Annotated in this window: 14 protein-coding genes; 7 read left to right on the top strand and 7 right to left on the bottom strand. The window is 39.3% G+C overall.

All coding sequences use genetic code 11. The annotated features are described in order from the left end of the window. Positions 1–2: 2 nt before the first annotated feature. The 7 genes from AC1DYB_RS20490 to AC1DYB_RS20520 form a co-directional block, all read right to left on the bottom strand. Positions 3–3,605 (bottom strand): metallophosphoesterase family protein, encoded by a 3,603-nt coding sequence (locus AC1DYB_RS20490; RefSeq protein WP_477437571.1) that lies wholly within the window; start codon positions 3,603–3,605, stop codon positions 3–5. Further along, the gene (locus tag AC1DYB_RS20495) at positions 3,598–4,224 is read right to left on the bottom strand and encodes a phosphatase PAP2 family protein (RefSeq protein ID WP_295718704.1); all 627 of its coding nucleotides are present in this window, start codon (positions 4,222–4,224) and stop codon (positions 3,598–3,600) included. Before AC1DYB_RS20495 ends, AC1DYB_RS20490 begins: the two co-directional genes overlap by 8 nt. Before the next feature lie 7 nt (positions 4,225–4,231). Then, a complete protein-coding gene (locus AC1DYB_RS20500; RefSeq protein ID WP_477437573.1) occupies positions 4,232–5,104 on the bottom strand; it encodes an SdiA-regulated domain-containing protein in 873 nt (290 codons plus the stop codon). A 12-nt stretch (positions 5,105–5,116) separates the two neighbouring features. Then, on the bottom strand, positions 5,117–7,147 hold the full coding sequence (gene ppk1 / locus AC1DYB_RS20505) for a polyphosphate kinase 1 (protein ID WP_477437575.1): 2,031 nt from the start codon (positions 7,145–7,147) through the stop codon (positions 5,117–5,119). Between the two features lie 39 nt (positions 7,148–7,186). After that, positions 7,187–8,446: a Pycsar system effector family protein gene (locus AC1DYB_RS20510; RefSeq protein ID WP_477437578.1), complete on the bottom strand. Its 1,260-nt coding sequence runs from the start codon at positions 8,444–8,446 to the stop codon at positions 7,187–7,189. Positions 8,447–8,697: 251 nt separating this feature from the next. Beyond that, positions 8,698–11,283 carry a DUF3857 domain-containing protein gene (locus tag AC1DYB_RS20515; RefSeq protein ID WP_477437580.1) on the bottom strand — a complete coding sequence of 862 codons (2,586 nt, stop codon included), beginning with the start codon at positions 11,281–11,283 and terminating at the stop codon, positions 8,698–8,700. Between the two features lie 218 nt (positions 11,284–11,501). Further along, positions 11,502–14,525 carry a glycosyltransferase family 117 protein gene (locus AC1DYB_RS20520; RefSeq protein ID WP_477437582.1) on the bottom strand — a complete coding sequence of 1,008 codons (3,024 nt, stop codon included), beginning with the start codon at positions 14,523–14,525 and terminating at the stop codon, positions 11,502–11,504. Between the two features lie 359 nt (positions 14,526–14,884). Here AC1DYB_RS20520 and AC1DYB_RS20525 point away from each other — a divergent pair, with 359 nt between their 5' ends. The 7 genes from AC1DYB_RS20525 (at position 14,885) to AC1DYB_RS20555 (ending at position 21,147) form a co-directional block, all read left to right on the top strand. Next, positions 14,885–16,513 (top strand): gliding motility protein RemB, encoded by a 1,629-nt coding sequence (locus tag AC1DYB_RS20525; protein WP_477437584.1) that lies wholly within the window; start codon positions 14,885–14,887, stop codon positions 16,511–16,513. A 56-nt stretch (positions 16,514–16,569) separates the two neighbouring features. Then, a complete protein-coding gene (locus tag AC1DYB_RS20530; RefSeq protein WP_477437586.1) occupies positions 16,570–17,619 on the top strand; it encodes a winged helix DNA-binding domain-containing protein in 1,050 nt (349 codons plus the stop codon). 106 nt (positions 17,620–17,725) lie between these two features. After that, entirely contained in the window at positions 17,726–18,280 is a 555-nt protein-coding gene (locus AC1DYB_RS20535; protein WP_477437588.1) for a carboxymuconolactone decarboxylase family protein, read from the top strand. 109 nt (positions 18,281–18,389) lie between these two features. Beyond that, positions 18,390–18,806 carry a nuclear transport factor 2 family protein gene (locus tag AC1DYB_RS20540; RefSeq protein WP_295718721.1) on the top strand — a complete coding sequence of 139 codons (417 nt, stop codon included), beginning with the start codon at positions 18,390–18,392 and terminating at the stop codon, positions 18,804–18,806. A gap of 12 nt (positions 18,807–18,818) precedes the next feature. Then, positions 18,819–19,436, top strand: a complete 618-nt coding sequence (locus tag AC1DYB_RS20545) for a pyridoxamine 5'-phosphate oxidase family protein (protein ID WP_477437590.1) — start codon at positions 18,819–18,821, stop codon at positions 19,434–19,436. Then, positions 19,433–20,332, top strand: a complete 900-nt coding sequence (locus AC1DYB_RS20550) for a helix-turn-helix domain-containing protein (protein ID WP_477437592.1) — start codon at positions 19,433–19,435, stop codon at positions 20,330–20,332. The genes AC1DYB_RS20545 and AC1DYB_RS20550 overlap by 4 nt, the downstream gene beginning before the upstream one ends. 44 nt (positions 20,333–20,376) lie before the next feature. Then, positions 20,377–21,147, top strand: a complete 771-nt coding sequence (locus AC1DYB_RS20555; protein WP_477437594.1) for a DNA-formamidopyrimidine glycosylase family protein — start codon at positions 20,377–20,379, stop codon at positions 21,145–21,147. Positions 21,148–21,173: the final 26 nt, after the last annotated feature.

Genomic DNA, 21,173 nt, shown 5'->3' on the forward strand with positions numbered 1-21,173 from the left:
TGTTAAAATCGGAATGCTGTTGAAAGATAAGGATACCATCCTTCTTCAGAGTGCCCGGCAACTATTTTTATTACTACCAGTTTAGCGGGTGCAATATATAAACCGGCACCCGTGCCATTATGCCATTTATCTGAATGCTCTCCCTTTTCCCAAACTCTGCCAATATCATAAAAGCCCAAAAGCCCGGCCTGTCCCGGTACAATATAACTGGCAAAATCAAATAGTTTAACACGCAATTCCAGGTTGTTATAAAAGCTGTATTGCCCGGCAAAACGGTATAATCTATATCCTAATAAGTTATCCTGCCCACCCAAAAACAAGGATTGATAAAAAGCTGTTTTACCAATGGTGATACCGCCACCAATCCTTTCGGCCAGTACAACAGTGCCCTTAGTATTTAAACTTTTATACAATGCTGCTTGTGGTATAAGCTGTGTAAAGGTATTTGAATAGCTATTTAAACCCGCATAACCTTGCAGTTTAATATTTACATAGCTTCCCCAGGCAGGTAGGATCTGGTTGTTACGCTTATCGCTGGTAAAATTAACTATTACGCCGGCAAAAAGCTTTTGTTTATCAAAGTTATAACGATCTGTGCTTTTTGTAAGTAATGGATTTGTAATTAAACGACCTGTGTTATCGGCATCGTTTAAATTATAGTATTGAAAAGATGGACCCACATTTATAGTAGTGCCCGATTTGCTATGCCAGCTTAAAGCAGGATCAAACTGAACGGTAGTGAATCTGGTACGGTAAAATCTTTTATAGTCGCCTGTTTTATCAAATACTGTTTCATTGCCACGCCCAAAAAAGTTAAGGCTTTGGGGCGAATTGGCCTGAAATTGCAATAAAAGGTTTGCATTTCCCACCGCTTTTATCCACTCACCATTATAATTAACCCTAAATGCTTTAGTTGAAAATGAATGGCTTACAAACACCTGCTGCACATCATTGTAAGGGAATTTACGAAAACTATCCTGGTGGGTATATTTAAAACCAAGGCCCAGCAAAAAGCCTTCATCGGGGTTTATTTCAATATTGGCAAGCGGCATGGTAACATTAGATAAGTTTGTTGCCATGTAGGAGATATTAGCGCTATCTGCCGAAAGATATCTACGCACTTTTGAAGTATCACCCGTAAGCTTAAACGTGCCGGGGTCATAAATCTGCACCTTGTTTTTTGATTTGATGATATTATAGTTTTTAACATCCACGCTATCAACAAACCTAAGTTTTATAGGGGATGTTGCGTTATTCAATATCACCCTATCAGCGCCCGCACCAACATAGATCCTAATCTCTTTGGTAATATCCGGCATGAAATTGATATCCATTAACGTATCCCTTACTTTGCCATTATTGTTAATTTTATTGATAACAATGTTGAGGCCATTACCCGGGATATCTTTAATATTCAACAATTCATTTTTGCGGGAGGTGTGGATCTCAACAATTTTATTGGTGATCTTGTAAAACTCTTCCATCGCCGCCGGGATATTTGCACGGCGTTCTTTTAATTGTTTAAATAGTTGATCATGCCTTAATTTATAGGATGATGCCGGAAGCCTTTTTAAGCCCGCTTCTAAAACCTCGTCGGTTTCGGCAGCTACAAAATCATTAACTATTTTTGTCCAGTGCTCGTGATTATATTTTACATCAGGAAGCAGATCTGCAAACATACTGCTCCAGGCAGAGTAATATATATTACGAATTTTGCCATCAAAGCCCTGTAAGTCGGGTTCCAGCCATTCTCTTGAAGCAAGATAAGGTAATATACCCTGGTTGGTGTAAAGCGCCTGGTCGCGATCGCGGGGAACGCCTGTATAAACAATACCCTTATCGGTTTTGGTGCCTTGCCAGCGCCATTGGTCGCCTCTCCTGTCCCAGTCACCAATTAATAAATCAAGCAAACGGCCGCGTAAAAACGCATCTCCATCTAACCTGTTATCATTGTCCTTCAACATAACTGCCAGCATTTTTGCGGTAGCATCGGATTTTCCTGTGGGCTCTCTTTCTTCAATCAGTACTACTTTATTATCAAATATCTTATTGTACTTACCCAGCTTTTCATCTGGCGACATCACCCCTATCTGGGGATTGGTATGAGGCACGCGTGCGGCATCTGCCAATGGCGGAACGATGAGTGCTGAAAATGGGTGTTGTGCACTCATGGCATCATTTACCCAATCTTTAGCAAAAGTTTCCTGGAATTCTTCGGGCAGTACTTTTTCCGGACTTTTCTCAACGCTGCGGATCACCCATTCCTTGCCTGTATTATCTATTAAACGTAAGGAATGGGTTTGAAAACCGCCACCCAATTTCTCGGGAGTTAAGCCTCCCTTAAATTCAGAGATCCTGATAACAGGTAATTTAGTATCTGCCGCCCACTCCTTACGGTAGTTTTCGCCAAATATGGTGCGGTGAAATTTGCTTACGTTATTGTAGGAAGGATGCACTTTAACTACCACGCTATCTGCGGTAATTGGTTTAACAGTCGCATCAAGCTCTTCTTTTACAGGTGTATAAGGTTGGGTGTAGGTAAATGCCTGCTTTACGCCTGTTGTACTATCAATATAGTAAGTAAAACGGATGCTATTATCGATCAGCATATCGGCGATAACATACCCTTGAGTAGCATCGGCGAAAAGAGTGTGTGCACCTTTTGTAGCGTAGGTGCGTTTGGCACCTGCCCCACTTACTACCTGTACCTGGTCGCTCTTAATAAATTGCAGGCCATGTTCATGTCCTGCTACGTGGATCATATTTGGGAAGCCTTTAAAAACACCATCTATTCGCGTTATCATATCCTTATATAAGGGATGATTCAAGTCCTCGGGATTAGGAAAGGATGAACGTAAAAAAGGATACAATGAGCCAATTACCGGTAAGGGCACCATTAAATTGCTGTTGAGCGCAGTTAACGGAAAAATATGATCTTTCAAAGAAAACTTGCCGCCATGTGTGCCATAGCTTTGAAATGGATGGTGTGATGCCAGCAGAATAACCTTATTGCGGTTCCTGTTCAATATCTCCTCAAATTTATCTATTATATCATCTTTGGTTTTGCAATCGCATTCCGCATCGTTATTAATCTTGCTATAGGGATATAACCACCATTCACTATCAAAGGCTATAACTGTTAAATTTTCATTCAAATCAATCTCTACCGGATCTGGGCACCCGTTTGAGGGAATCATTTTCAATAAGCTATCCTGTTGCTCATTCAAATATTGCCACTGGCGTTTAATTTTAGCCAGTCCTTGCGGTCCCATTTTATCCCAGTCATGATTGCCGGGCACAAAATAAACGGGTGCGCCGTTAGCGCGCATGGGTTGATATTGCGATTGAAGGATCTTTTTTGTGCGATCTTCATCAGGGCTGCCCGGTAAGCCCATACCTGTTGGGTATATATTATCGCCCAGGTACATTACAATGGTTTTGTTTTTGACGATGTTAGCCGCTGCATGTTTTAAAACATCGCTTTGATGCACCCCCATTTCGCCTGCATCACCAATCAGTATTACCCGGTAACGTACCGAATCCTGGGCCTTTGCAGCAAGCCTGCCCAGGAATAAAATGAATAAGAAAAGTATTTTTTTATTCATGATCAGTTACGGTTGGGTTGTGCTTTTTAAATAACTTTTGATTAAGCCAATGGCCTGCATATGATGTACCTATGCCTACAGCAGCACCTGCTAATACATCCGTTGGGTAATGTTTACCCAGATACATCCTGGAGTAACCTACCGATGATGCCCATAAATAAGCCGGTACGGTTACATACCATTTATGATACTGTATAGATAAAGTGGCTGCTGTTGCAAATGCCAGGCTGGTATGCCCCGAAGGAAAAGACTGATTGTGTGTTGGCGAATTAACAAACACATCGTTAGGGTATCTATCAGCCGGCCTGGTACGATTTACAGTTACCTTAAGAAGATCCGTAACTAAAACAGATGCTCCTAAATTGATAATGGTTTCGATACCATTACGTTTAGCTGTTTCATTGTTGCTGACTAAACCATATATCAGCGTGCCGAAGGAGGCAGCTCCTGCTCCATAATAGGCCGAATTACTGGTATTGCGCCAATATAAGGACGTTGGATAGCGAGGGTTGATACTCTTTAAAATATTAATATCTGGGTTTTGGGCTAAGCAATTATGATAACCTGTAAATGCAATGATTATAAAAAAAATCCAGATCAGTTTCGCGTCTCTTATCATTTTGCTATTATTTAGTGTATTTAAATTTTAAAACATTCCCCTCGCTGGTTTTGCTTCCTTCGTTGGAAATGTAAAGGTTATAGTTTGCATCAAATGCCATACCCTCGGGTTGGCCAAACAATGAAGTATTTAGTGGGTAAACCGCTGTTACATTCCAATTAATATCCGTTACCACCAGCATTTTGTTAACCGACGACAAAATGTACCATTCATTGGTATTAACGTTTTTCGCTAATGCCGATGGGTGGAAACCAATCCGCTTTTTACCCAGTATTTTCTCAATAGATTTAACGTTGATGCCGAAATCTCCGCTTTGCTTAAGTGAGCCATCGGTTTGTAAGGCAAATATGTAACCACTGCTGCTTTTTGTGGGGTGCTCATCCGTACAATGTTTGCATAAAATATAGAGCTGGCCCGATTTTTCGTCGGCATACATACCTTCATATTCTCCGGGCGGTAAAAGGCCTTCCAGCTTTTGTACGTCGGCTACTTCTTTGCTTCTTATCTGGCTAAGCGGAAAAGTAAACAGCAGCCCATCACTGCGCAACATAATTACCCGGTTATGGCAGATAGCAATATCCTCGTAATCGCCTTTTTTGCCAAACCTGCTGTGGCTAACCTGTTTATCGCCTAATTTAAAGTAAAATACTTTACCCTCCTCATCCTGCTCTGCATATAAGGAATCGCTTTTGCCATTATTGAAAGTGATTCCCGAGATTTCAAGCAATTCGTCGGGCATATTGTATTTTATTGGCTTATCCAGGTTATAGCCTTTAGGACTATCATTTCCATTTCTGTCGGCCCTTTCGGTGCATGATATAAATGAAACAGCACCTACCGAAACAAGTAAAATGGATATATAAATAACGGCTTTACGCATAATTATAACCTTTTAAACCCCACTTAAAAATTTATGTATCTCACGCTGCGATTGCACCAGGGGTGGTTTGGCATCGATGATTATATTCTGCAATTGCGCATTTAGAATTACAGCTTGTACATTATCTTTTAATTGTAAATCAATAATCTGTAAAATTTCCGCCTTTATCTTTTCATCATAAACCGGGAAGCAAACCTCAATACGGCGGTAAATGTTACGGTTCATCCAATCGGCTGAGCCAAGAAATACTTTTTTATCGCCATTGTTGTGAAAGATAAATATACGACCATGCTCCAGGTAACGGTCAACTATACGTCTAATGGTGATATTCTCGCTCATACCCGGTATTCCGGGGATTAAACAACAAACGCTCCGCACAATCATGCTTATTTTAACCCCAGCCTGCGATGCTTCGTACAATTTAGCAATTAGCTTACGCTCTTCCAAATTGTTTAGCTTTATAGTGATGGCTGCAGGTAAGTTTTGTTTCGCGTTTGCAATTTCTTTATCTATTAATTCCATAAAGCCCGATTGCAAATTAAACTGCGCAACCAGCAAATGCTTAAAATTGATAGGGTAACCCTCCGCAGATTTTTTTCCCTTAGATAAGAAAATAAATAGCAATTCCATTTCGCGCAGCAACAATGGATTTGCCGTCATTAAAATATGATCAGTGTAAAAAGCAGCGGTACTTTCATTAAAATTACCGGTAGCCAATAGGCCAGAATATTTATCACGACCATTCACCTGCCTTTTTACCAGTGCTACTTTAGCATGAACTTTAAGGGCCTTATCGCTATAAATGATATTTACGCCGGCGGCCTTCATCTTTTTAGCCCATTTTATATTATTGGCTTCATCAAAGCGTGCTTTCAGCTCAACCATCACCCTTACCTTTTTGCCATTATTGGCTGCGCTAATCAGCGCGTTCACAATTCGTGAATCGCTGGCTACACGATAAAGGGTTACAAATATCTCCTCTACGGTTACATCCGTTGCAGCTTCGTTAAAAAAGCGTAGTATCGTATTGTATGATTGATATGGCGCGTGAAAAATGCAGTCCTGTTTTTCAATATAATCAAACAAAGAACTCCAGCTACCAATAGCAATGTTTGTGGCGAGTGCCCAACGGGAGTAGCGTAGTGAAGGATTATTAACCGGTAAGCCCATCAGATCCTTAAGATTATGGTACATTCCGCCCTCAACCACACTTGAACTTTGCAGGCTAAACTTTTCTGTTATAAAATGCAGTATACGCAAAGGAATACCTGGTTGATGCAAAAACCTGGTGGCTATGCCCAGATCACGTTTTAACAGTTGCTTTTCTATTTGCTCGGTTAGGTCGCCCTGGTATTCGTCTTTCAGGTCCAGTTCAGCATCGCGGGTTATTTTAAAGCTAAAGCATCCTTGTAATGTTTCATTCGCAAACAGTTTATCAAGGTTATGCCTGATGATATCATCCAGGAAAATAATGTATTGCTGATCATCAGCACTAACACTGTAAAAACGCGGTAACTGGTTTGAAGGGATATTGAGTATTACATTTCGCTCCTTATCGTCTCGGGTACGAAGATTTATAAAAAAATATAACCTGTTATTTTCAGGGAAAAAGTTCTTTTTGGTGTCAGCAAGATCTATCGGCTGCAAAAAAGACATTACCTGGCTATAAAAGTAATCGCTTACTTTATCGTTAATAGCAACGGGTATAGGCTCATTAAAAAGGAGATTAATCTTATTGTCTTTTAACAAGGGAATAAGCCTGCTGGTAAATACTTGCCCAAATTTTTGCTGCTGATGGCCTATCAGTATTTGTGCTTCCAATAAAACATCTTCCTTTTCGCTATTGCCATGCGTGGTCAGGTTGTGCAGGGCCAGTAAAACCGGCATTCTTACCCGGTAAAACTCATCTAAGTTTGACGAAAATATCGATAGGAAATTTATCCTTTCCATTACGGGAAGATCTTCCTTGTTGGCCTCCAACAAAATACGCTCGTTAAAAAGCAACCAGCTCAGGTCCCTATCAAAAAATGAATAATGATCCATAATCGCAGTATTTATCTATTTAGCTATAAAATTTACTGCTTAGAGCAATGTCGAAATAATGAACGCTGCTACCGAAATAATAAGTCCAAACATGAATATATTATAAGAAGCACGCAACAACCGGTATTTTTTACCTAATACAACACCCTGTGAATAATTGTCGCGGATAAGACTGCCATATAAAAAGTCGCTGTCATCCATCATTTTTATCATACCGTCGGCGTATTCATCCAGCGACATCCGGTAAAAGTTACCAAAGAACAACAGGTTAACAGTTTTCTTTTCAATATCAGCGCGCGTAAACAATCCACTCGGGATGGATGGCCGCGTTGCCAGTATAGAAAAAGTCATCGTTAATAAACTTACGCCAAGCAGCATAAACGTAGGAATCAGCAGGTTTGAGTGCTCATCAAGCTTTCGTAACACCAAACTGATTATAGCTGATAGAATAATGGAGTTTACCGTAATCATAATATGGGCCTTATTATCAGCCATATCGCTCAGTCGCTGATGGTTGCTTGAGCTAATCCGGAACATGGTTTCTATGCCTCGCTCGGGCTTATCATTTTTATGCTTTTTACCATGTTTATCATGATCATTTTTGCTTTCATCGAAAGCGTCGGTAATGTTTATTTCGGCAGATTCATCTGCTTCAACATATTCATCTGTTTTAGCAGGTTCTTTTGTTTCGGTTTTATCCTTCACCGTACTTTGCTTTTCTAAAAGTTTGTCGAGGTTTTTTTGTTGCTGATCACCAAGCAACAGGCGGCAATAATCTGTAAAATACTTGTGCGATTGCAATAATTCAATACTGCGGGCACGCCATTCATCTTTATCAATGATGATACGCTTCACTGCTTCTATCTCTTTGCGAACCATTTTACTTCTTTCACTAAAATCATCGGTTCCTAAATGAAAAAGATCGGCATCGCATAAAATTTCCTGGAGTAAGCCAACTGGTTTCTGAGGCATTTCGGTAGCCAGGATACAGGCTTTAATTTTATCTATCACAGGCTGAGTTACCTTTAATTGTTTCAACTCATGCTCTGCAATACTTATACTTTTTGCTTCATGATCGGCCCTATCCGTAAAGTAGCCGGTATCATGAAACCATGCAGATGATACTACCACAAAAAAATCCTCATCACTTAGCTGGTAATGGTTGGCTATTTTGGTTGCTGCAGTAACAACATCTTTAGTATGTTTAATATTATGGTATATCAGTTCCGGATCCTGGTAGGCGTCGAAATAGGAAGTGACATATTGTTTTACCTCTTCTAATAGTTGTTGAAATTTCATTTGGATTGGGTAATTGTTTATCAAATTTATTCTAAAATTTTTTATTAAACTGTTTAATAAAAATTATGGGCTTAATTATTGCGTAAGAGTTATTTGAAAATAAGGCAGAATACAAATGATGCAGTCTTATTTTCAAATCTTGTGCCAATTGATAAACAATTTGTTTATCAATTACTTAATGTAAATACCGGATTCTTGAATAATCGATATATCGCTGAAAAACGTAATATATTACGGCATATAGCGATTTCTCATCCGTTTTTAGATGCCGAATGATGTTCTTCGGGCCCTTCGTAACTGTAATTATATGGAGGATACGGCACAATAAAAGTATCCTCTACCCGCGACGACTTTTTAAAATATGGAATCCATATAGCTGCAACTATCATCGCGTAAACCAATATGTACGGATGTGGTTGAACAATTCTGTTGGATTTAATAGTAAGCGTCCAAACAAAATCAACCAGCACAAAAGCAACAGTGAACAGGAAATAACCTGTAATTACTTTTGGCAATATATCGCGCTTGTTCAAGAGTAATACAAGGCAATAAACAGAGTAAAATATTAGGGCTATAAAGCAGGTGACTTCCATAATCACAAATAATTTATAGCTCAGGTTCTGGATGCCAACGCCACCCAAATTCCAGGTTTTAAGGCTGAAGTAATCACCCGCAAGCAGAACAGATATTGAAAAAAATGCAGTTAAGGCCAATAACACAATCACCAATACAAGCCAGCCGCCAACAGGTGTAAATGTTGAACCATAGCTAAAAACAATGCCCGGGGTTTCGCGCTGATAGATCCAAACACCTAAAAATATAAGACCCACTGTAAGGAATCCTGCAAAAAGTATCATAAAATTGTTTGCGTTTGAAGGAGGCTCGTTTACAGTTCCATAAGTAAAGTTGTAACTTAAATCATCATAATTAAGTTTCTTTAAATCGCTTTTAAACTCGGCCAATTTGTTAACCGGCACATTGTCTTTAAGATAAGCCAGCTTATAATTGAGACGCAAGGTATCTCCGGATGAAGAATAATCTGACGAAAATTTGTAATAATCCCTGTTAATAGCGTTAGTACGGTTTGTAATATCCCAACCACCGGGTAATATTACATTAATGGTATAGTCGTAATTAAGAGGATAACTTAGCGATACCGGTGTTTTTATTTGACCATTTATTGTCGGCAACTGTTGCGTTATATAACTGGCATACAAATCAACAGATCGTTTATTGGTTTCAGAATCAGTTTTGAAAAAGTCCTTTATAATATAAGTTTCGGTTGTTGTAAGTACATTCTTTTCCAGGTTATCAACTACAGTTATCGAATCCTTAGGCTCAATTCTTGCATATGTTTTTGCATAATATTCCAGGTAGTTCTTTTCCGTTTCGGCCATACCTGATGATGCCAGTCTGCTGCGTATGTCATCCGCTTCGTTGAAGGTATAGGTAGTTTTTACGGTAAATTCAACAGGAGCTTTATCGTTTTTAATTTTATAAATATCGTTATAAACTATACTTCCTGCTTGTGATTGTGGTATGGCGGTGAGCGATTTATTACCAGGTTTTAATACCAGCCCTTTGCCATAATTGGGGAAATAAATATTGGTACCGGTGCCTCCCTGGTAACCAATAGTAGCATCAACCCAAACCTGTCTTCCCTTCACGTTGGCAGTAACGACGGCATGGTCAAAAGCATAGTAAGTAGGTATGTAATCGGCAATGTGTTCCCGTACGCCCGAGTTAACCAATACCATAGATGCATCAATGCCATCCGCTTGCAGCATTGATACCAGCAGCAGCGATTTATCTTTGCAATCTCCGTAACGTTGTTTAAATACCTTGTCGGGATTGTTAGCCCGGTGTGAATATTGCCCTATCTCGATGCCCATGTACCTTACTTCGTCCTGCACGATTTTTACCGCTTCGCGAAAGTATTTTACCTGGTCGGAACCTGTTTTTGTTTTTATTTCGGCTATACGCGCGGCCAGATCACCTTTTATATTGATAGCAGCGGGGTTTATGCTGAGCGCCCAGTTGGTAACAGCGGCCCAATCATTAAACTCGCTGATCTGAACGCGTGCGCGACCCTCATACCAGACTGGCTGGCTATCGTCATAGTGGGCAGCCGGTACCTGGAAGCTTTCGTACTCATATCGTTTTAAGCCACCATTTTGAGTAATGGTTGCTTTAGGTATAGTATTAAAGGCCTTAAAATTTAAATTTCTTTGTAACGACGTGATCCAAACGGTGTATTGATGCGCCACCGGCTGATACCATTGAAAAGAGATATCATCGCAAAATTTTCCATTAAATATAGGGTTACGGCCGGTTAAGGTATATGAATATTCAATGCGATCCCCTTTGCGGATATCATCCAATATGCATAATGCAGAGTAGCTACCCTGGTAAATGAAGTTAGATAGATCCTGTTCATCGGCTATAACTTTAAATGCTGATATGTTTAGGCGGTTGATAGGTTTATTGTTACGCCATACAATGATCTCGTGAAAATCAAGGCGCTTAAAGCTGGGGTCAAAACCAACGTTGATCTGCGATGCATTTTGGATCCCGGTTTCGGATACTATTTCTTTTATGATATGGTGATATTCAGCTTGCTTTTCAATATGTACCTGCTGCTCAATAAGGGCATAAAAAAAACCTTTTTCTATTGTACGTGCTGATGGTCTTTGGTTATAGGGTTTACAAATACTTAACCAGGTTGGTTTGGGAGTTACGTGTACTGCTGGTGTGTTTGCTTTAACAACCCGGTTGCCAATTAATAAGAACAGAAAACAAAACAGGAATGTGAGATATAATTTAAAGTGTTTTTGCATACCGGCTATGAAAATAAATAAAGAAGCCGACTTTATGATTATTTATTTAATATTTAGCTTAATCCATGCCCGCCCCAAAGGATATCGGTAAAACAAGCTCGTTTAAAACAACAAATGGAAGTTCTCTCTTAAAGAAAACTTCCATTTGTTGTTTATGAATTTAAACTATCGTGGCTCTTGGTAATTGATTCCCTGGATAGGGACTTTACCAAAGCATTTTATTGTTGGCCGCCTAATAGTGGCGAAAACTTTTTAACGTAATCTTTTAATTGGCCATCAAACTTTTTAAACAATCCTGTTTGGTTATTTTCCTTCATGAAATCAGTCATTCCATTTAGTACCTGTAAGCTAATCTGAACATCACGGGTATTTAAGCCACCGCTGTTGGATGTCAATAAATGATAGTTATAATCAAGTTGATCAACCACATAGTTATCAATATTTTGCACCATTTTAGTTCCCAGTACAACATCATTTACTTGGAAAGCCATTTGGGCTAAAAATATTTTACGTCCGGCAATGTCGATATACGGGTTTATATCGGGCATTTCCTGGTCGTATTTATGAAGGGCTTTTAGCGCCAGGTCTTTACGGCCTTCTTTCATCAGGTTTTGGATCAGATCGCTAAATGTGGTTACCATTACCGGGTAAAACATTGATGTTGATTCATGATCAAGATATTTGGCAGTTTTAAAATTGCCAAACTTAAACTTGTTCATTACATTATCATACATCACCAAAGTGTTTGTTTTGCTCAGCTGATCACGTATGGTTGTATCTTTCTGGAAAGGTATTAAATGATAAGTAAAACCTTCTTTATATAGGTATGGCTGTAAGCCTATCAAATTTTCGTTACCAATGGTGGTAGTAAAGCAAATTGGTCTTTTCCAGTTATTATGCGCCAGGATATCAAGCATGGCCAGATTTTCTTTGGTTACATAATTTGGCGGGAATTTCCAATCCATAATATTGGCTAATTTGCTTTTCTGCTCAGGTGTAACAACTCCCATTTTAACCACTTCATCAGGGTTAATGGTGATCTTTAAGTTTTTGGTAGGCATATAATTGCCATAATCACCACTTTGATATTCTACCTGGGCTGCCTTATCATCAGAGGTTATAAAGTCAAACACCTCTTTTACTTCCTGCGGACCGTCTAATTTACGGTCGCTGTAATAGATAGCATCCCTTACCCCCTCTTTATATTTATCAAAAGGCATAGTGATAGGCAATGGTTCCGATTGGTTCATTTTTCCCTGCATCTGGCGTATATACCAATCGCCGGTGAATAAACTCAGGTTTACGATGCGTACATCTGGCCTTATTCCTTCAACCTCCTGGTCGTACCATAACGAGTAAGTATCATTATCGCCATAAGTAAACAAAATGGCATTTTTAGGGCACGATATCAGGTAATTATAGGCCATATCATGTGGCGTCATTTTGGTAGATCTGTCATGAGCCCTCCACTCTTTACTGGCTAATAATACCGGAGCAACCAGTATACAAATAGCTGTTGAACCAATTGCTGCGGTACGGCCATCCAAAAATTTGCGGGCGCCTTCGGCAATAGCAATCACACCCAAACCTATCCAAATGGCAAACGCATAAAAGGAACCCACGTAAGAGTAATCGCGTTCGCGGGGTTGTACGCTCGGTTGGTTTACGTATATAACAATGGCAAGGCCCGTAAAGAAGAATAGTAATAACACTACCAGCGCATCTTTCTTTTTGCGGGTAAAGTGGTAGGCAGCCCCAATAAAGCCTATTATTAGCGGCAAAGCATATAATGGCGTATAAGTTGGCGCATTAACTACAGATTTTGGCAGGTGACGGCCGCCATCAAAAACGCCGGTTGTCCAGTTACCGTCAATACTTTCGGTACTTTGCTGTCCGTCGGCGTCATTATAACGGCCAACAAAATTCCACATAAAGTAACGCCAGTACATCTGGTACATTTGCCAGCTCAGCATCCATTTCATATTATCAACCATGGTTGGCGCCTGTCCTTCAGGAATGCGTAACCAGTCTTTATAAAACTGAATATCCTGCGCTTCGGTGCTATACATACGTGGAAGAAAGGTAGTATGATCAAACACGGTTTCAACCTTTCGGCCGGCATTTTCATATTTGGTTTTTCCCTTACGGTATATGATGCTTCCCTCGTTTTGCTCAACAGCTTTGGCATCATAGTACTGGCCAAATAACAATGGGTTTTCGCCGTATTGGATGCGGTTCAGATAGCCATAAAGCGTAAACGCATTATCTGGATGGGAGTTATTTAAATCGGGATTGGCCGTAGCCCTGATGGGAATATATGCAAATGAGCCATAACCAAAATATATAAAGGCCAGGCAAAGCAAAGCAAGGTTTAAAACAGGTTTTTTAGCACGGATACTGTAGATTATGCCGGCTACTAATGCGGCCACTATCAGCAATATAAAGAAAAAGGCACCAGTACCAAACCCCAGTCCCAGAGAGTTTACAAAGAAAAGATCAAAGTAGGCGGCAAATTTTATAGTATATCCCCTAACTCCATATTGTACCAATCCAAGTATAACAATGCCCGAAAGTATAGCCAGGATACCATTGCCAACAGTAATTTTTTTGCTCCTGCGGAAAAAATAAACTATGGCTAATGCCGGAATAGTTAATAAGTTAAGCAAGTGTATACCTATTGATAAACCAATAACATACGCTATAAAAACCAGCCATTTATCAGCACCTTTTTCATCGGCATGGGCATCCCATTTTAATATGGCCCAAAATACAATGGCAGTACATAATGATGACAGCGCAAATACGATGGTTTCAACAGCTGAGAACCAAAAAGTATCGGTGTAAGTAAAAGCCAATGCGCCAACAAGTCCTGCACCCATGATGAGGATAAGATTTGTTTGGTTAACAACATCATCGCGTTTATCCAATATCAATTTTTTAGCTAATGCGGTAATTGTCCAAAACAGGAACATAATGGTAGCACCACTGGCAATTGCCGAACCCATATTGGTAAAATAAGGAACCTTGGTATTATCGCCCAGTGAAAGAAGGGAAAACAATTTACCCAACATGGCAAATACAGGATATCCGGGTTGGTGGGCTACCTGTAAACGGTAGGCGCATGAAATAAATTCGCCGCAATCCCAAAAACTTACGGAAGGTTCTAAGGTTAGAATATAGGTCACTGAGGCTATAATAAAGCAAAGCCAGCCTAAAAGATTATTGATTTTTTTGTACTGCATTTATATAAATAGTAATGGTTTCGTCGCGCGGGCAAATATCATGATTTTTACAGCTTATTTAAAAAAAACCGATCGACGATGTCAAATTTAACATTTATTAACTTTTAAAGGCGCGCTATTACATGCATCACAATTAAGGCGGCTACTAAGTTTGATTATAATGGAACCTGTAAAAGCTTCATTTAGAACAATTAATAAGGAAAACAAATTTGTACTATTTTGCATTTATTAGGTGACTTTCGTTTTTTATATTCTGTATCCTAAAATATGAGGGTTATAATAAGCCATATATAAGGATGAATAAATCATAAACAAAACGAAATTTTTATGTTACAATAAATAATACTTATTTTGTTGCGATGCAAAAACTCTACTCCGTAAGTTTCAGAAAAACATTTTTGTTGGCCGGGATAATCCTTTTTTCGGTACAATTATGTCAAGGCCAATCTACTTATTTGCCTAACTCCTACCAGCTTTATCAAAAGTTCAACGCCGATATTTATTCGACAAAAAGCGCGTTTCATACTTCATTACGGCCATTTTTGATTGATAGTTTAATTCAACATTCTTATGATTCGGTAATGAATGTTGGTGTAAATAATAATCGTAAAAGCTGGCTGGACCGAAAAATATTTAATGAACATCTTTTTGAAGTTAATAAACCCGACTATACTTTTTACGGGGATATTATACTCGATCTACAAGCCGGGACTGATTTCACATCTAAAAAATCAACCTATTTAAATACCCGCGGCTACCAGGTAGGCGGCACCATTGGTACCAAATTCTCGTTTTATACCAGTGGTTTTGAAAATGCGGCTAAATTCCCTTTATACTACAGCAATTTGGTTGGTGTAGATCGCTTTATACCTGGACAGGCTTATTTGCGGAACTATAGCGGTATAGCAAAAAACACTGCAGACTGGTCATACGTTACCGCAATTTTGTCATATAATTTTACCAAGAACTTAAATGTAACTTTAGGCGAGGATAAAATGTTTATAGGTGATGGCTACCGGTCTTTATTGCTATCTGATTATGCTGCTAATATGCCTTTGTTAAGAGTTACAGCTAACTTAGGCAAGCATGTTCAATACATGGCTACATGGGCTTATATTGAAGATACTCGTGAAACCAAATTTGATACCTTTGGCAGCAACCGCCGTAAATGGGCATTTTTTCATTATATCGACTGGAATGTAAGTAATCGTGTTTCATTCGGGTTCTTCAATGCCCTTATATCGCCAGAAGCTGATGAGGCAGGCAACAGGCGCGGTTTTGACGTGAATTTTATAAATCCCCTTTTGTTTTCGAGCTCCTTAGGCCCATCTCAGCAACCAAAGGATAATACATTAATTGGTTTTACAGGCAAGTATAAAATATTTGATAAAACCGCATTATATGCCCAGCTATTATTGGATAGGTTTAAAGCCAGTGATTTCTTTTCGGGTAATAACACTGATAATACAAATGGCGTACAGGTGGGTATACGCGGAGCCGATCTGTTACAGGTTAAGCGCTTTAATTACATTTTTGAATTTAATACAGTTAAACCATACACTTACCAAAATACAAACACCATCAGCAGTTATGCATTTTATGGCGATCCGCTGGCGCATCCTTATGGTGCAAATTTCAGGGAGATTTTGGGTATATTGAATTACTCTTTTGGCCGGATCGATCTGCAAGGACAGGTAAATTATGCCAAATATGGCCTTGATGCTACAACGGCTATAAACAATGGTAAAATTGTAACTAAGCCATTGGTACCTACTGCCAACACAACTACAACTATAGGCCAGGGAATAAATACCCAACTTTATTATGCCGAAGGTACTGTATCATTCCTCCTTAATCCAAAGTATAACCTGCGTTTTGAGCTAAGCGGCTTATATCGACAGGAAAAGAACAGTGCAGCAGACAACAAAACTACCATGGTAACTTTTGGACTAAGAAGCTCGTTCAGGAATTTGTACCACGATTTTTAGCAGGACCTAAAGTTCATAGTGCGATATAATTTTACGGATATTATTTTATATCAATAATGAAAGATGATCATTTAGCCTGTTTGCGTATGTTTAACCAACATATCAGCAATCCACAGTTTAAAGATCCTGCAGATGTTGTAAAATATATGGTAGCTATGCAGGCACAGGATTATGCCGGTGCTAAATGGGCTATTGGTTTACGGATGCAAAATGCACATGACACTGTTATTGAACAAGCCATAACCGAAGGTAAAATACTGCGAACCCACCTGCTTAGACCAACCTGGCACTTTGTATCGCCGGTTGATATTCGCTGGATACTTGCACTTACCGCTCCCCGCATTAATAGCATTAATGCGGGGATGTATAAAAAGTTTGAAGTAGATAATGCTATTTTCAACAAGAGCAACGATGTGTTGGTAAAAGTAATGGAGGGGAACCAACAACTTACCCGCGCCGAAATTACCGAATCATTAAACCAGGCCGGCATAGCAACAGATGATCTGCGATTAACTATACTCCTAATGCATGCGGAACTCGACGCCGTTATTTGCAGCGGTGCCCGAAACGGCAAACAATTTACCTATACGTTGCTAGATGAAAGAGTACCCCAAACTCCACAGTTAACCAATGAAGAAGCGTTAATTAAGTTAGCCACCGGCTATTTTAAAAGCCGTGGGCCTGCTACCGTACATGACTTTGCCAATTGGTCTGGGCTTACCATTGCTGATGCGGCCATTGGACTGGAAAATATTAAAGAGCAATTGATCGGCATAAAATCTGACGGAAAAACCTATTGGATGGCAAATAATAATGATGCCATTATCGCCACAAAACATGATGCCTATTTATTACCCGCCTTTGATGAATTTGCTATTGCTTATAAATATCGGGATGCTTTAGTTAATCCCAAATACCTGGCGCAAGCCCGTCATGTAATTTTTGATCCGGCTATTGTGATTGACAACCAGGTTGTGGGCAACTGGAAACGGGCCATTAAAAGTAACAAGGTCGACGTCAGCTTAAACTTATATGGTAACCTTAATAAAGCGCAAACAAAGGCAGTAGAAATAGCAGCCAATAGATTTAAAAAATTCCTTTTATAACTTCCCGGGAAAATTGTCCATGCATTGACGAAATTCATCCATGTTACAGCGTCGCTAACGTTTGCACATTTGTACTGTCAATAACGACAATTAAAACATAACAACAATGGCACGTTTAAAAGCATTAAGTCCTGATGAAGCAACAGGCAAAACAAAAGAATTATTTAACGCTATACAAGGCAAATTAGGTGTGGTACCAAATATGATGCGCACCATGGGTAATTCACCTGCCTTGCTGGAAGGTTACCTTAACTTTAGCGGAGCGTTGGCGCATGGCAAACTTGGTGCAAAAACCGGCGAACTATTGGCCCTCGCTATATCTGAAACTAACAGCTGTGACTATTGTGTATCTGCCCATACATATATTGGCGAAAAATTGGTTCATATTGATGCTGCAACTTTGCAAAGCGCACGTAGTGGCAGCAGCGATGACGCCAAAACCGAAGCCGCATTAAAATTTGCCAACACCTTGGTGGCTAAAAAAGGGTTAGTAAATGATACTGACGTTGATGCAGTTAAGGCAGCCGGTTTTACAGACGGTGAAGTTGGCGAGATTGTTGGTCATGTAGCTTTAAATATATTAACTAACTACTTTAATAATACTGCCGCAACTGAAATTGATTTTCCGGCAGTAAAAGCATTAAATGCTGTTGAAGCATAAGGAAAATATAATCAGGATGTAAGAATTGAGATGTAAGAGTTTTATCTTGATTCTTACATCCTGACTATTGGTTCTTATGTTTAATTTTAATCAATCAAAATATTTTGTCATGGAAAATAAACGATATCCCCTCCCTCCTTTTAACATGGAAACGGCCCTGCAAAAGGTGCAAGCAGCTGAAGATGCCTGGAATACCCGTGATCCCGAAAAGGTTAGCCTGGCCTATACTATTGATACCGAATGGCGCAACCGAACTGATTTTTTGAATGGACGCGAAGAAGTAAAACAGTTTTTAAAAAAGAAGTGGGAAAAGGAGCTGGATTATAAGCTAAAAAAAGAGCTTTGGGGTTTTCGCGAAAATCGTATGGCCGTAAGGTTTGAGTATGAATGGCATGATCATAACGGTCAATGGTATCGCAGTTATGGTAATGAGCTTTGGGAATTTGATGAAAACGGTTACATGCAAAAAAGATTTGCCAGCATCAATGATATGCCCATAGCCGAAACCGATCGTAAGTTGTTTTAAACTAATTTTATTATGAATTACCCACAAATTGCTTTTACAGAAGCTGTGAAGGATTTCCAGGTGCGTTATGGAAGCCGGGCCAGTTATGGCCGGCAGGAGGAGTTTAGATATACTGATGGACTTACAGAAAGCGAGGCAGATTTCATAGCTCACCAGGATAACTTTTATATGGCAACCATAAGCGAAAGCGGATATCCTTACATCCAGTTTCGAGGCGGGCCAAAGGGATTTTTAAAAGTACTTGATCATGAAACTTTAGGTTTTATTGATTTTGGCGGTAACAAACAATATATTTCAACAGGAAATTTAGCTACCAATAGTAAGGTGGCTTTATTCCTATTAGATCAGGCTGCAAAGGCCCGTTTAAAAATATTTGCTGAAGCAAGTGTTTTAGATATTGATGGCAATACAGAATTATATGATAAACTTAACCTGGATGATTATAAATTTAAACCAGAGCGTATTATTCTGTTAAAGGTTAAAGCGTATGACTGGAATTGCCCTCAGCACATTACCCCCAGGTATACGGTAGAGGAAATACGGGATGAGTTTATGGCGCAGCATGAGTATATTAATAAACTGCGGACCGAGAACGCGGAACTTAAGGCGCAATTAGCATCAATTAAATGACCGATTCGCAAAATACATTTACACTGGTTGATCCGGTGAGCGGAAACCTTGCCTTTAAGTTGTTTTTATTTGAGGATAATAGTTATTTCGATCATTTACAACGAAATAACTATTTTTCGGTTATTTGGGTAAAAGAAGGATCGGGTAAGTTAAAGTCCGATTTTTCGGAGTATGATTTTGAAGAGAATAACCTGCTGGCATTTACTCCATATCAACCTTTTATGTTATCTACAGAAAAGCCAATAAGCGGAGTAGCCATTCAATTTCACCCCGATTTTTTTTGTATCCATAAGCATCATAAGGAGGTTTCGTGCAGTGGCATTTTGTTTGACAATATTTATCATCCCCCCTTTGTGAGGATTGATGAGGTAAGCGCCGCTACATTTAATGTGGTTATTGACCAGGTAAGAGCCGAAATGCAAAATAAAGGGTTAGCCCAATTTGAGATCCTGGTTTCCTATCTCAAAATTTTTCTGATCACGGCATCGCGGTTAAAAGCAGAACAGCAGGAATTGAGCCGGCATCCGGATGATGTTAATAAAGAGCCGTTTATATTGCAGAATTTGCAGGAAGCCATTGAAGCACATTACAGAACCAAACACAGCGCAAGCAATTATGCCGATATGCTCAATATTTCTGCAAAAGCATTGGCCCGTATCACCAAAGCTCATTTCAATAAGACCATTAGTAACCTCATAGCCGAACGTATTATTATTGAGGCTAAGCGGGAACTTTATTTAACCAATAAGCCTGTAAAGGAAATTGCGTGGGAATTGGGTTACGATGATGAATATTATTTTAGTCGTTTTTTTAAAACCAACGCCGATGTTTCACCACAAATGTACAGAGATACGGTAGGTTTCGGTAGGGCAAGTGGAGATCAGCATATAAACTAAAACTTATACATTTATATTTGGTTAAAATTTTAATACTAAATATTATGCCCGAATTACCAGACCTCCAGGCATTCAGCTATAATCTCAACAAAAAAATTGGCGGCAAAACCGTTAAGGAGATTATTATTGTTAATGCTAAAAAACTGAATGTTACCCATAAAGAACTTAAGGATACACTTGAGGGCCAAAAGCTGGATAAGGTATACCGAGAAGGCAAAGAACTTTACTTTAAATTCGACAAAGGTGATACATTGGCACTACACCTAATGCTTCATGGCAAGCTGTTTTTGTTTGAGGGAAAGAACGGAAATAAATACCCGATAATTGAACTACATTTTAGTGACGATACTGGCCTGGTACTCACAGATTTCCAGGGCATAGCCACCCCTACTTTAAATCCCGAAGAAAAGGAAGCGCCGGATGCGATGGAGATCGACAGTAATTTTTTAAAAACGCGGCTGGCCAAAACAAAAACCAATATTAAAACCGTACTGCTGGATCAAAAGATCATCAGAGGTATTGGTAATGCATATGCTGACGAGATTCTATGGGATGCGGGAATCTCCCCTTTTTCGGCAAGTAACAAAATTCCGGAGGACAAGTTAAAAGACTTGACGAAATCAATTGAAAGCGTTTTAACCAATGCCGAAAAATCTATCCTTAAATCAAATCCGGATATCATCAGTGGTGAAATAAGGGATTTTATGCTCATTCACAACTCCAGGAAAACACATAGCCCAAAAGGTGCTGAGATCAGGATAAAAGAAGGCACCCGGAAAACTTATTATACTGATGAGCAGGAGTTGTTTGAGTAAATAATAATCCTTAGCTCAATTATGCT

This window comes from Mucilaginibacter sp. P2_A4 (genome assembly GCF_056405015.1).

Coding starts and splice junctions, on each gene's coding strand:
- AC1DYB_RS20490 (WP_477437571.1), bottom strand. CDS start 3,605: ATGAATAAAAAAATACTTTTCTTATTCATTTTATTCCTGGGCAGGCTT.
- AC1DYB_RS20495 (WP_295718704.1), bottom strand. CDS start 4,224: ATGATAAGAGACGCGAAACTGATCTGGATTTTTTTTATAATCATTGCA.
- AC1DYB_RS20500 (WP_477437573.1), bottom strand. CDS start 5,104: ATGCGTAAAGCCGTTATTTATATATCCATTTTACTTGTTTCGGTAGGT.
- ppk1 (WP_477437575.1), bottom strand. CDS start 7,147: ATGGATCATTATTCATTTTTTGATAGGGACCTGAGCTGGTTGCTTTTT.
- AC1DYB_RS20510 (WP_477437578.1), bottom strand. CDS start 8,446: ATGAAATTTCAACAACTATTAGAAGAGGTAAAACAATATGTCACTTCC.
- AC1DYB_RS20515 (WP_477437580.1), bottom strand. CDS start 11,283: ATGCAAAAACACTTTAAATTATATCTCACATTCCTGTTTTGTTTTCTG.
- AC1DYB_RS20520 (WP_477437582.1), bottom strand. CDS start 14,525: ATGCAGTACAAAAAAATCAATAATCTTTTAGGCTGGCTTTGCTTTATT.
- AC1DYB_RS20525 (WP_477437584.1), top strand. CDS start 14,885: ATGCAAAAACTCTACTCCGTAAGTTTCAGAAAAACATTTTTGTTGGCC.
- AC1DYB_RS20530 (WP_477437586.1), top strand. CDS start 16,570: ATGAAAGATGATCATTTAGCCTGTTTGCGTATGTTTAACCAACATATC.
- AC1DYB_RS20535 (WP_477437588.1), top strand. CDS start 17,726: ATGGCACGTTTAAAAGCATTAAGTCCTGATGAAGCAACAGGCAAAACA.
- AC1DYB_RS20540 (WP_295718721.1), top strand. CDS start 18,390: ATGGAAAATAAACGATATCCCCTCCCTCCTTTTAACATGGAAACGGCC.
- AC1DYB_RS20545 (WP_477437590.1), top strand. CDS start 18,819: ATGAATTACCCACAAATTGCTTTTACAGAAGCTGTGAAGGATTTCCAG.
- AC1DYB_RS20550 (WP_477437592.1), top strand. CDS start 19,433: ATGACCGATTCGCAAAATACATTTACACTGGTTGATCCGGTGAGCGGA.
- AC1DYB_RS20555 (WP_477437594.1), top strand. CDS start 20,377: ATGCCCGAATTACCAGACCTCCAGGCATTCAGCTATAATCTCAACAAA.